10 protein-coding genes are annotated in these 13,457 nt (G+C 36.5%); 2 read left to right on the top strand and 8 right to left on the bottom strand.

The genetic code is table 11. The features are described 5' to 3' along the window. Positions 1–4: 4 nt before the first annotated feature. The 4 genes from RB618_RS18090 to RB618_RS18075 form a co-directional block, all read right to left on the bottom strand. Positions 5–1,054, bottom strand: a complete 1,050-nt coding sequence (locus tag RB618_RS18090) for a type II asparaginase (RefSeq protein ID WP_308070044.1) — start codon at positions 1,052–1,054, stop codon at positions 5–7. Between the two features lie 29 nt (positions 1,055–1,083). Further along, positions 1,084–2,730, bottom strand: a complete 1,647-nt coding sequence (aspD, locus tag RB618_RS18085) for an aspartate 4-decarboxylase (RefSeq protein WP_308070043.1) — start codon at positions 2,728–2,730, stop codon at positions 1,084–1,086. Positions 2,731–2,764: 34 nt separating this feature from the next. After that, on the bottom strand, positions 2,765–4,459 hold the full coding sequence (gene aspT / locus RB618_RS18080; RefSeq protein WP_308070042.1) for an aspartate-alanine antiporter: 1,695 nt from the start codon (positions 4,457–4,459) through the stop codon (positions 2,765–2,767). Between the two features lie 358 nt (positions 4,460–4,817). Next, positions 4,818–6,293, bottom strand: a complete 1,476-nt coding sequence (locus RB618_RS18075) for a DUF1254 domain-containing protein (protein ID WP_308070041.1) — start codon at positions 6,291–6,293, stop codon at positions 4,818–4,820. 252 nt (positions 6,294–6,545) lie between these two features. Between RB618_RS18075 and RB618_RS18070 the strand changes: the two genes are divergently transcribed. Together RB618_RS18070 and RB618_RS18065 are read left to right on the top strand one after the other, a co-directional pair. Further along, positions 6,546–8,165: an arylsulfatase gene (locus RB618_RS18070; protein WP_308070040.1), complete on the top strand. Its 1,620-nt coding sequence runs from the start codon at positions 6,546–6,548 to the stop codon at positions 8,163–8,165. A gap of 150 nt (positions 8,166–8,315) precedes the next feature. Continuing rightward, entirely contained in the window at positions 8,316–9,338 is a 1,023-nt protein-coding gene (locus tag RB618_RS18065) for an LLM class flavin-dependent oxidoreductase (protein ID WP_308070039.1), read from the top strand. 81 nt (positions 9,339–9,419) lie between these two features. Here the strand turns inward: RB618_RS18065 and RB618_RS18060 are convergent, their stop codons facing one another. The 4 genes from RB618_RS18060 to RB618_RS18045 all read right to left on the bottom strand — a co-directional run bounded on the left by RB618_RS18060 (position 9,420) and on the right by RB618_RS18045 (position 13,167). Next, positions 9,420–9,890, bottom strand: coding sequence for a cupin domain-containing protein (locus RB618_RS18060; protein WP_308070038.1), 471 nt, complete (start codon positions 9,888–9,890; stop codon positions 9,420–9,422). A gap of 51 nt (positions 9,891–9,941) precedes the next feature. Next, on the bottom strand, positions 9,942–10,994 hold the full coding sequence (locus RB618_RS18055) for an alpha/beta hydrolase (protein WP_308070037.1): 1,053 nt from the start codon (positions 10,992–10,994) through the stop codon (positions 9,942–9,944). Positions 10,995–11,082: 88 nt separating this feature from the next. Next, positions 11,083–11,961 (bottom strand): helix-turn-helix transcriptional regulator, encoded by an 879-nt coding sequence (locus tag RB618_RS18050; RefSeq protein WP_308070036.1) that lies wholly within the window; start codon positions 11,959–11,961, stop codon positions 11,083–11,085. A 36-nt stretch (positions 11,962–11,997) separates the two neighbouring features. After that, positions 11,998–13,167, bottom strand: coding sequence for a chromate transporter (locus RB618_RS18045; RefSeq protein WP_308070035.1), 1,170 nt, complete (start codon positions 13,165–13,167; stop codon positions 11,998–12,000). Between the last annotated feature and the right edge of the window lie 290 nt (positions 13,168–13,457).

Raw genomic sequence — 13,457 nt, 5'->3', positions numbered from 1 at the left:
TTGATTAATACTCAAAGAAATACTCCTGCAGTTTTTTACTGTCAGTAGTTTGGGTAAGACCAAGCATCAATAGGATTCTCGCTTTTTGCGGAATTAAATCATCTGCGACTATAGTGCCAAGCTTTTGATCATCGGTTTCGTCAAATAAAGTAACTCTTCCAGACGGTACTCTAGAAGCTCTCGCAACGGCAATTCCCTTTTTAACAGCACTTGACGCAGCATCTGAGTTTACTTTATTTAGATTTCCGTTACCTAAACCGCCAGTTACAATTCCTTTTACACCAGAAGCCACATAAGCATTTATGGCAGTTGCAGGCGCATCGGCGTATAATTCTACAACAGCCACTTCTGGTAAAGTTGTTAAACCTGTGATGTCAAACGGAGTGCTTTTATTGGCTTTTCTTACCGGAGTTTCATAAAGAGAAACTTTTCCGTCATAAACTTGCCCAATTGGACCATTGTTTGGCGCTGTAAATGCATTTAAATGCGTTGTACTGGTTTTTACAGCACTTCTTCCTGTAAAAATGTATTCATTAAATACCAATAAAACACCACTGTGCGCCGCTTGTTTTGAAGCTGCCAGAGTTACTGCATCATACAAATTCTTTGGGCCGTCTGCGCTTATGGCTGTCGCTGGACGCATAGAACCAGTAATGATTACAGGTTTATCAGATCGTACTGTCAGCGATAAAAAATAAGCTGTTTCTTCCTGCGTATCGGTTCCGTGTGTGATTACGATTCCGTCAGCTTCGTTATTTTTATAAATCTCGTTGATTCTTTTATTCAGCTTGATCCAAATATCGACAGTCATGTCCTGACTTCCCACATTTGAAATCTGTTCTCCTGAAATTTCTGCAACTTTGTCAATTCCTGGAACTGCAGCAATTAAATCTTTAATTGGCAATTGTCCCGCGGTATAAGCAGAACGATCTGCCGATGCGCCTTGTCCCGCAATTGTTCCTCCAGTTGCAAGTATCTTGATTCTAGGTAATTTCTGAGCATAAATACCTGTTACTAATAAAACCGATAATAATAATGTAAATAAATTTTTCATAGATCAGATGTGTTTAATTTAGGATTCTATTATTTTGTTGAGTTTTCCCAGCTGGTTACATATTCCATTAAAATTTTACGGATATTTTTTCCAAGAATTAAATAGCTGTCTGTTGGAAGATTGGCAAGAGAAACTCTGATACTCCATTCTGGCCCAGCAAAACCGCCGCCATTTAAAAGTACAATTGCTGTTTTTTCTGCCAAGCGGAATAAAACATCAACTGGTTCAAAATTCTTTTTCAGCCAATTGGCAAAATCATCACCATAAAAGTGTTTTGCTGCCACCATAACATCAATTTCAGAATAATATCCTGCACGCATTGGATCTTCTAGAATTGGAACTTCTAGTCCTTCCCATAATAAATTAAGACGTTTGTGAATAATAGACTGTGTAAGCGTTTTATAAACATCTTGAGTGTCTAATAGACAAAACGCAGAGAAAAGCATCATTTGAAATTGCTGAGGTAGTGATAATCCTGCTGTGTGGTTTAAAGCTACTTGTCGGCTATCGGCAACCAGTCTGTCAATAAATTTGATTTTTTCTGGCTCTAATGTCAGAGAAGAATAGCGATCGTGTAGTTCTTTTTTAAGTTCTGGACTTAAATTGGCAATTTTTTTATCGAAAATATTGTCCTGATGAATGGCAATTGTTCCAAGTCTCCAGCCTGTACAGCCAAAATATTTTGAGAATGAATATACTGTGATGGTATTTTGCGGAATAATAGCCATTAAAGATCTAAAATTATTAACGAAAGTTCCATAAACATCATCTGTAATAATCATCAATCCTGGATTGTGATTTTTTACAATATCAGCAATATAATTAAGCGTATCGGTACTCATTGCAGAAGATGGCGGATTGCTTGGATTTACCACAAAAGCAACCTTAACCGCTGGATCTTTAAGCTTGTCCAATTCAGAATTTGGGTATTGCCAAGTATGGAATCCGTTTTCGCCAACTCCGCTAGCTTCTACATAAACGACATCAAATTTATATCGATCCAATTCAGGAATTTCGATATAAGGCGTAAAAGTAGGAGTGAGCAATGCTATTTTATCTCCGCGCTCGGTAAGGTGATTTTGCATTAATGAATCAAAAATATAGCACATTGCTGCAGTTCCGCCTTCAACAGCAAAAATATCATACTTGCCTTTGTCATTTCCTGCACCGCACATTTCCTGTACCAAATAGTCGTGAACAATAATTTCTATCTGACTTAGCATACGATCTGGGACAGGATAGTTAAACCCGATTACAGCTTCTATCCATTCACGAATCCATGCGTCGCCATCAAAATCATGTTTATCTACACCATAATGATATGTTTTTTCTAAAAGTGATGCAGCAGGAGAATCTTTATGTTTAGCCAAAAATGTTTCAAAACGAGAAGCTACTCCGCTTTTGTTTTGTACAATTCCTGCCAGTATGCCTTGTTCTTCCATAACATTGCGGCATTCTTCCAATGCAAATTGTCCGAAAAGGAAAAAAGCCTCTCTAGGAACGGTAGCGATCCAGTTTGGGTTTCCTCTTCCTGCATTAAGCGTTATCGCTGTCGATTTAAGTGCGCTTTCTTCCGCCAGATGAATTAATTCATTTTTAATTTCAAATGGGCTGAGGGTCTGAAGTGTTTTTTCTACCTCTCTTGATGTTTTTATTTTTGAAATATCAATTGCCATGATTTAAATGTTTAGAGATTATATAAAAATTCGACTAACTCATGATTAAAATAATGACGACGCCCCATATAATGAGCAGCGTATTTCCAACGGCATAGGTCACAGTGTAACCCAATGCTGGGGTTTTGCTTTTTACAGCGTCTTGCAAAGCTCCCAAGGCTGCTGTAGTAGTTCTTGCTCCAGCGGCGCAGCCTAAGGTTATAATAGGATGGAATTTGAAAATATATCTTCCGATAAAAAGGGCTAGGATTAACGGAATGGCTGTTGCTGCAGCTCCGGCAATGAAAAGTCCCCAACCAGCTTCTTGAAAACCAACAATAAAACTTGGTCCTGCTGTAATACCCACAACAGCTATAAAAATGTTCAAACCAACATTATTCATAATCCACAAGGCAGGTTCTGGAATTCGGCCAAAAGTAGGATGCTGGCCTCTTAGCCATCCGAAGAAAAGTCCAGATATTAAGGCACCTCCACTGGTGCTAAGGCTTATTGGCACTCCACTAATTTTAACGGTCAATGCACCAAGCAATCCTCCCAATACAATTCCTAAACCTACAAAAGCCATATCTGTAGTATTTGTTGGACGGTCAGGATAGCCAATATGTGTCGCAACTTGATCTACGTCTCGTTTAATGCCAATCAGTTCGATCATATCTCCTTTTTGAAGAACAGTATTGGGCAATATAGGCATCTGGATTCCAGATCGTTTTAAAGATCTTACGACAACGCCATGCATATATTTTAAATGGCGCAAATCGGCGATGGTTTTGTCTATTACTTCTTTTTTTACAATTAATATGCTTAAAACTTCGACAGGAAAATTAAGAAGTTCGATATCTAGCACTTCTTTTTCGTTTACGGCAACGTAATTCATCATGTATTCTCTTCTTCCTCCCAGTGCCACAACATCATTTTCTTGAATTACAAATTCTGGAGTAGCATCTATGATTTCTTTTCCTCTTCGGATTCGTTGTATAAACAAGCGTCTGCCTTTGCTTTCTAATTCATTTTCAACCTCTGCAATTGTTTTATTGCAAGCATAAGAATGTGCCGCAATCTGATAAGCATTGTATATTACACGATCATAAGCAGAGGCAATGCTTGGATCATCGCCAATGGCATCTCCTCCAAGCTGAATCTCAAGTTCTTTTGCTTTTTCTACTAAATTACCGCCCAATAATTTTGGCCCAATAGAAGCCAATAGCCAAGCAGATCCAGCTGTCCCGAAAATATAAGTAACGGCGTATGCAACAGGAATTTTATTAATTAAAGCCGTTTTTTGATCGGCGGGAAGATTTAGCTGATTGATCGTGTCTGATGCAACACCAATAACGGCTGATATGGTTTGAGAACCCGCAAGCATACCAGCAGTTAATCCCATATCGTAACCCATAATTTTACCGATTAGATAAGGACATACCAAACATAAAACACATACAACAGCAGCATAAAGCATTTGAGGCAATCCGTCTTTTTTTAAGCCGCCAAAGAATTGTGGTCCGACACTGTATCCGACAGCAAAAAGAAACATTAGAAAAAATACTGATTTTACGTTAGGAGAAATGACAATATCTAATTGTCCGACCAAAACTCCCACAAGTAAAACACTGGTAACAGTTCCTAAAGAAAAACTTCCGATTTTAAATTTTCCGATAAAATAACCTAATGATAGCGTGAGAAAAATAGCCAGTTCGGGATAATCTTTTAATGTAGTAATAATCCAATCCATAAGTATTTGTTTTTAGTTTAGATATATCAATATTGATTATAAAAATCTAGTAGTAGGAAGAAGATCTGAGAGGGGCGTTTTTTAGAACGAATTGTTTAGGCCTTTCAAAAATATGCCATAAAGTGAGAATAATTGCATAAAATTGAAGGCATACATGTTTCAAGTTATAATATGAAACAAAAAAACTTGCAACGAAATGTTGCAAGTTTTTATTTGATACTGAGTTATTTAGGTAATATTTCTTTTAAAGAATACTTAAAAAAAGTTAGAATAGTATTCTAGATTCGAATGAAGTCTCTTTTCAAATTGGAAATATTTTAAACGTTTAATAAGCCTGTTTGATATGATTTTCATTCAATTAATATTTTTCAACTACTGGCGGAATCCAGCTTTCGTCTATAATTGCTTTTTCTCCCCAGTAAGCTCTTATGTATAAAGAAAAATCACCTTTAGGTGCAGGAATCCAGTTGCTTTCTTTATCATTTCCAGGGTTTTTGTTCCCAACATAAAGTGTTAACGAACCGTCAGCATTTTTTTTGAGACTTTTATTTTTTGTACCGAGAGAATATCTTTTTAGATCGTTCGCGAAAAAGAAATGTTCAGAGTTATATAAAGTCATTGACCAAAAACCCTTAACAGGAGGAAGTACTTTATAGGTTACTTTGTAATTTTCGTTGCCATTAAGTTTTTCTCCTTTTGTCGTATTGTCGGTGTAGAAATATTGAGTCTCTGTTGGTCTGTTATCAAATATATTGCTTCTTCCTGAGCTGGTACGGTTTGTATAATCAAATCCCCATACTGCATTATGAAAAGATCTGTTCCATCCATTTCCTGCAGGTTTTCCGTTGTATTTCCATTTTAAATAATCTTTAATAAGCGTTTGATCTAAAGTAACAGCTTCTTGAACAATTATTTTTTTGATTTCTGGATCTTTTGCTGCTGTTGCCAACAAGGCTTTAAATTGTGCATATAAAGCTTCTTCGCCTTTTAGAGGTGGCACTTTTTCTAAAATTTCTGGTAAAAGATCAAAGAATTTTTCTGGAACTACCCATTTAATTTCTCCTCCGCCAGTATTACCTGTTGGAATGTTTGGAACTTTATTCCATTCTTTTGTTCTCATTTTTCCATCAAATTCCGAAAGTGGATACGCTACAATTTGATTGATAATGGGTTGTAATGCCACTCTATCTTGTGGAGTGTCATCTAGAAAAACTCTCGGAATTGCATTTCCTAATTCGGTCTCAAATTTAATAACACCAGTAATTCCGCTAGGAACTTGTCCTTTCCAGTTAGGTCCATGAAGCAGATAAAATCCGGGCTTTGTATTATACATTTTACCCATATGTCCAGTTTGCTCAGTTCTGGCATTGTAAAGGGCATAGACCCAAAAACGATCTCCAAAATCTGGAACCTGAATTACAACGGGAGTTTTATCAAGTTCAAAATAGCCATAACCATAAGCTACATCCTGATTAGGGCAAGCAACACTGTTTTGTTGTGGGGCTATATAGTCAGAAAGCATGCAAATTTGTCCCAGAGGAGCACCTGGAAGTACTCCGTTAAGTCTGCCAGGCTCTTTTAATGGACGAAAAGCATTCCTTCTATTAAAAACATTAGCTAATGGATAGCCCCAAATGTAGGCAGCACGAGCAATAGTTTTTACATATTCAGGGTGTAGCGTCACATCTGAACCTGGAACATTAATTGATTCAGCGTTTAGTGTGTCAGGTGATTTTTCTGAAGTGTTTATATCAGGATTTGCTGCTGATTCTTTTTTGCATCCTGCAAGAATAATTAAAAAGAGACAAGTGAATAATATTGATAATTTTTTCATTTTTAATTGTTTAAGGTTAAGTGGGAATGTGTTATCAAATTTACAGAAAGTGCTAGTTGGTACTTATTTTTTGATGTTGCAGATTATAATTTGCAACCAGTTTAAAAAATCTGGCTCTTTTATTAATTGTAATTTTCGTTGTCAAAAAAATTTTTCATTCTGGAATTCTTTGAGAAGTAAAAAAACTCTATTCCTCGCTAAACTTTTTTGCTGAGATTTCAAACAAACCACATTTAATTAAAATTTTAAACCATGAAAAAAAATGCCTTAAAATTAATTTTTGCAGGTTTGCTGTGTTCCACTTTCATAGGATACATAAGCGCACAAACCAAAAAGAAGCCTAACATCATTATGGTAATTTCTGATGATACTGGCTGGGGAGATTTAGGAGTTTACGGTGGAGGAGTCGGACGCGGAATGCCTACGCCGAATCTGGACAAAATGGCAAAAGAAGGAATGCAGTTCTGGTCTTTTTACGGACAGCCGAGCTGTACTCCTGGAAGAGCTGCTATGATTACTGGCCGCATTCCTAATAGAAGCGGTATGACTACTGTTGCTTTTCAAGGACAGGGCGGCGGTCTTCCTGCTGCAGAGTGGACATTGGCTTCTGTATTAAAGAAAGCAAATTATAAAACCTATTTCTCAGGAAAATGGCACTTAGGAGAGGCAGATTATGCCATGCCAATTGCTCATGGATTTGATAAAATGCAAAATGTAGTATTGTATCACTTGAATGCTTACACATATTGCTTTCCTTCTTGGAATCCGGATATGGCACCTGAGATTAGCGACTACATAAAAAAAGCGACTAAAGGAATTTTGGAAGGAGAGGCTGGAAAACCTGCAAGAGAAATAAGTGCTGTAACTGAAGAAAATATTGCAGAACTGGATATGAATATGGTTGACAATAATTTAAAACAGCTGGATGAATATGGCAAATCTAAAGATCCATTTTTTATGTGTATCAATTTTGCTAAAAATCACCAGCCAAACCTGCCTTCAAAACAGTTTGCAGGAAAATCTCCTGCGAAAAGCAAATATGGCGATGCTGTTGTAGAAATGGATTATAATGTTGGCCGTATTATGGATAAAATTCGTCAGCTTGGAATTGCAGAAAATACAATTGTAATTTATACTGTTGACAATGGAGCTTGGCAAGACGTACATCCGGATGCTGGTTATACTCCATTTAGAGGTTCTAAAGGAACAGATCGTGAAGGAGGAAGCAGAGTTCCTGCAATTGCATGGTGGCCAGGCCAGATTGAAGCAGGAAGTGTAAGTCATGATATTGTGGGTGGTTTAGATTTAATGGCAACATTTGCTGCTTTGGCTGGAGTTGAATTGCCTAAAAATGATAGAGAAGGAAAACCTATGATTTTTGATAGCTACGACATGTCTAATGTTTTGTTTAAAAAAGGAAAACCGCTTCGTGACAGATGGTTTTATTTTACAGAAAACGAATTATCTCCTGGAGCTATACGTATAGGAAAATGGAAAGCAGTATTTAATACACGCGGAGATAACGGCGCGCAAGCAGGAAGCGATACGCCTGGACAGCAATTGGGCTGGAGAGGTGACCAGACTTACATTGCAACTGTTCCTGCTGTTTACGATTTATGGCAAGATCCGCAAGAGCGCTATGACCTTTTCATGAACAGCTTTACAGAGAAAACATGGACAATGGTAATTTTTGACCAAGTTACCCTTGAGCTAATGAAAACGTACGCAGCAACTCCGCCAAGACCACAGCAGAGTGGTGCCTATGGTGGACCAATGGAAATTGGCAAGTATAGAACTATCGAGCAGGCGAAACAATTGTTGAACAGTAAAGAATTGTCACTTCCGCCTTTAAGTGTAGATCCTAAACAATAATTTTTTTTTAAATTAAAAATTAAAAGGCAATATTACCTGCTTTATTAATTTTATAGATAAGCAAAACCATGTACTTTTTGAGAAAAGACATGGTTTTCTTTTTTTATTAGTTATGCGTATATTTGAGAGAATAAAAAAATAAAAGCCATTATGAAGAAAATAGGATTTTTATCATTTGGGCATTGGTCTAATCATCCATCATACAAAACCCGTACAGCGGCAGATACCTTGTTGCAGTCTATCGATTTGGCCGTTGCAGCTGAAGAAATAGGAATAGATGGTGCTTATTTTCGTGTACATCATTTTGCACAGCAGTTAGCTTCACCTTTTCCTCTGCTTTCGGCTGTAGGCGCTAAGACAAGCAAAATAGAAATCGGAACAGGTGTAATCGATATGCGGTATGAAAATCCAATGTATATGGTTGAGGATGCTGGAGCTGCCGATTTGATATCAGAAGGACGTTTGCAATTAGGAATTAGCAGAGGATCACCAGAACAAGTTATCGATGGATGGAGTTACTTTGGCTACGAACCTGATGCAGGTGAAACCGATGCCGATATGGGCCGTAAAAAAGCTTTAGAGTTTTTGGATAAATTGAGTGGAGAAGGATTTGCAGAACCAAATCCGTATCCGATGTTTCCAAACCCGCCTGGATTGTTGCGCATTGAACCACATTCTGAAGGATTGAGAGAAAGAATCTGGTGGGGAGCAGCGTCAAATGCAACGGCTATTTGGGCAGCCGAAAACGGTATGCATCTTCAAAGTTCTACGCTTAAATATGATGAAAATGGCAAGCCGTTTCATGTTCAGCAGGCAGAGCAGATAAGATTATATAAAGAAGCTTGGAAAAAAGCAGGACATCAGCGTGAAGCGAGAGTATCGGTTAGCCGTTCGATTTTTGCACTAGTCAATGATCAGGATAGATATTATTTTGCTGGACAAGCAAAAGGCAATGATAGTTTTGGCTATATTGAGCAAGATAAACGTGCGATTTTTGGTAAAAGCTACACGGCTGAACCTGATAAATTGATTGAAGAATTAGCTCAAGATGAAGCGATTCAGGAAGCAGATACATTGCTGTTGACTATTCCGAATACTTTAGGTGTTGATTATAACATACATATTTTATCCTCAATATTAGAACACGTTGCACCTGCATTGGGTTGGCGATGAGTTTTTATAAAGAAAGAAAAGCCCTCTGTTGATGAAACGAGGGCTTTTCCTCTAATAAATTTTAGTTTAAGAGAGTATGAATCAATTTTGATTTGCAGATTGATACTCTTCGTCAGAAACAGGTTGAAGCCAAGTAACCTGAATATCCTCTTTAAAATTGGTAATGGCAATATGAACCATTTTTGCAGTTGCGCTAGCACCATGCCAATGCTCTATGTTTTCAGGAATGTTTACTACATCTCCTTTTTTAATTATTTGTGCAGGTTTCCCTTTTTCTTGATAAAGTCCTTCGCCCTCAATAACCAGCAGAACTTGACCTTTAGGATGAGTGTGCCAATTTGTTCTCGCGTTAGGCTGAAATGTTACAGACCCTGCCGAGAATTCGTTATTTTTATCTTTTGCCACTAAAGGTTTTAAAAAGGCATTGCCTGTAAACCAATCACTAGGAAGCGGTTCTCCCTGCGGAAATATTTCTGTTGTATTCATACGATCTGATTTAGAATTACATGCGGTAAAAATTACTGATGTGAATATAATGATTAATTTTTTCATTTTGTTTTGAGTAAAGCTTAAAGTCTGTTTTAACTAAACATAAATCAAAAATTATTTCAAATTGTCTAGAAAAAAAGACTGTAGTTTTTCAAACGGAATTTTATCCAATCTGTCATACAAATCAACATGTACAGCACTTGGTATAATAACTAATTCTTTAGGCTCAGCTGCAGCCCTAAAAGCATCTTCACTAAAGTATCTCGAATGCGCATTTTCACCTGCAATTATAAGTATAGGTCTAGGGCTGATTTCTTGAATATAAGATAGAATTGGCATATTCATAAAAGAAACCGGATTTGTGGCAGTCCATGAAGCATTAGAGTTGATTGAACGAACATGAAAGCCTCTCGATGTTTTGTAATAATCAAAATATTCTTTTACAAATTGAGGCTCACTGCCCGTAAGTTTTTGAGGAAGATTGTTTGCAGAAGGCGCATAAATTCCGTTCTCAGCATCTTTCCAGCGCTGTAGACCTAATTGCTTCAGAGTCTCCGTGCGTTGCTCGTTAGTCACTACATCATTGTAGCCTTTAGACATTACTCTGGTCATATCATACATACTTGTTGTTGCTACGGCCTTGATGCGTTTATCAATTGCTGCTGCATTCAGAGCAAAACCACCAAATCCGCAAATGCCTATAATTCCGATTTTTTCTCGGTCAATATTTTTCTGTACGCCTAAAAAATCAACTGCAGCGCCAAAATCTTCAGTGTTAATATCTGGCGATGCAACATTTCGAGGCTCGCCGCTACTTTCTCCTGTATAAGAAGGATCAAAAGCTAATGCTGCAAATCCATGTTCTGCTAATTGGTTGGCGTATAAACCAGAAGACTGTTCTTTCACCGCTCCAAAAGGACCACTTATTGCTATTGCAGAAAGTAATGTTTTGTCCGCATTTTTTGGAAGATAAAGATCTCCTGAAAGAGTAATGCCATAGCGGTTTTTAAAATTTACTTTCTGACGTGTTACTTTATTGCTTAACTTAAAAGTATAATGTTCTTCTGTCGTATTCATTTTTTCTTTCTTTTGAATTGATTCTTTGTTTTGTGCCAATGCTTGTCCGATAACAAAAAAAGACAAAGCGACTAATGCTGTTATTTTCATCTATTTAAAACGGTTTAAATTATAACCACAAAATTAAAACGGCACCATCAGGCGCCGTTAAAGAATATCAAACCAAAAGTTAAGAATTTCAAACTTCAATTTCTCTATATGATTTTGGATTAGTTCCGGTATGTTTCTTGAAAAAATTATTGAAATATGTTGGATATTCAAATCCGAGTGAGTATGCAATTTCTGCAATATTCCAATCGGTATGTTGCAAAAGTGCTTTTGCTTCTGCTGTTATTCTTTCTGTGATATGCGATGTGGTTGATCTGCCTGTAATTTTTTTGACTGCTCGATTTAAGTAGTTCACATGGATGTTTAAATTTTGGGCATAATCTTTCGCTGTAGTCATACGAAGGGGACTATCGGCACTTTCTATCGGAAATTGTCTTTCTAAAAGTTCCAGAAAAACAGATGTGATTCGTGCTGTTCCATTTTTACCTTCATTATAGTTTTCTGATGGCTGTAATTTTAAAGATTCATGAATAATTAAGTGAATATAGCTGCGTATGAGTTCATCTTTGTATGCATAATCACTTTTTTGTTCCTCGATCATCTTTTGAAAAAGAGTGTTAAGAAACAATCTTTGTTCTTCTGAGATATAGAGTATAGGTGTTCCGCCTATTTTAAAGAAAGGAGATTGATGCAAGCTTTCAGATCGGTCAGAATATTTTAGAAACTCTTCAGAAAATAAAATGGTGTAGCCTGTATAGGTGGTAGAAATTGTTTCCCAAGAATAAGGAATATGTGGATTGCCAAAAAACAGAATAGTTCCGTGCTGCTCAAAACTTTTGTCAGCATAATGAATTTTGCTATGTCCTGTAGTTAGACATATTTTAAAGAAATCTTTCCTGCTGTAAACTCGGGTGGCATTGCTGTCATCTTCGATTTGAAAAGCTTTGAAACCTTTTAGTTTAAGTTCATTATTAAACTCAGAAATACTTCGAACTGTTTTATCTTCCATGGAGCAAAGTTAATAAAATCAAATCTATTGCCTTTTTTATACAAAAGATAATTTAATTAAGACGCCCAAGACAGCAGCGATTAAAATAATATACGGTTCTTGAATTTTTTTGATATAAATTAAAGAAAGAATGCTTGCAAGAGCTATCAGTATTGTTGAAACATCTACAATGCTTCTTTTGGCAATAATGATGACAGAACCAACTAAAGCTCCAACTACAGCGGCCGTTATTCCTTCAACAAATGCTTTGACAGGTTTGTTGTTTACAATTTTCTTAAAGAATGGCGCCAAAGCAATGGTAAAAAGATAACAAGGCAAAAATGTCGCTAAAGCCGCTGCTATAGCGCCCAAAAGTCCATTTACCAAATATCCTATAAAACCAACAGTTATTACGACAGGACCAGGCGTTATCATGGCTATTGCAACCGAATCCAGAAATTGCTGTTCTGTCAGCCACTTATTTTCAACAACTACTCCCGAATGTAAAAAAGGAACAATTGCAAGACCACTTCCAAATACAAAAGCACCTGCTTTAGTGAAGAAAACGGCAATTTTCATTAAGGTTGAACTTTCAAAAGCCCAAAAGCCAGACGAAACAACTAGTAAGACATTGGTGGTTTTAGCAATCTTAAAATACGGACGAGCCTTTATCAGCATATAAATAAGTCCTGCGGCTATAAATAATAAAATGTGCTCTTTTTCTGTGATGTAGGTTATTATGATGGCAGAGATAAAGAACAGCCATAAAATCCATTTTTCTTTAAAAGAATTTAGGTTTAGTTTTCCGATGGACTTTATAGTAAGTTTATAAGAACTCAAAGTAATAATTCCGATAACGGCTGCACTGACGCCATAAAATATAGATTGAATCCATAACAATCCGCCATAAGCTTGATAAAGTATTCCAAGCAGTAAAACCATTAGGAAAGAAGGGGCAATAAAAGCAAATCCAGCTAACGTAGCCCCGAGAATATTGTAATGAACATAACCAATATATATGCCAAGCTGTGCCGCCAATGGACCTGGAGCCAATTGCGCTAATGCGAGACCTTCCTTATATTCTTCATCAGAAATCCATTTTTTGTTTTCTACTAAATCTTTGTACATGTAACCCACCAACGCAACAGGGCCTCCAAAACCAATTGTGCCTAGTTTTAAAAAATAGAGTATTAATTCTCTTAAATCATATTTAGGTTTTTCGATCATGTTTTGTTCGTTAAAAAAAGTGATGGATTTAGTTTGAACAAAACTAGAACGAAATAGAAGTTTTAAATAGAATCTTATTTACCTTTTGTATACAGATTACTTTTTGTTGTTCTTTTTTCTTTAAAAGATGAGGTTCTGCCTATTTAAAGTTCAAACCGCCAATTGATCGTTCTAAATATAAAAGGATTAAATTTAATCATATATGCTATTTTAATTGTTTAAAATCTTCTTATGTTAATATTTAAGATTGCTGTTTTTAGATGTAAATTGGTCTAACAATATGGCATTGA

This window comes from Flavobacterium sp. LHD-85, from assembly GCF_030929595.1.
Taxonomy (GTDB): Bacteria; Bacteroidota; Bacteroidia; order Flavobacteriales; family Flavobacteriaceae; genus Flavobacterium.
The sequence above is the reverse complement of the archived record's forward strand: the minus strand, read 5'-3'. Positions and strand labels throughout refer to the sequence as shown.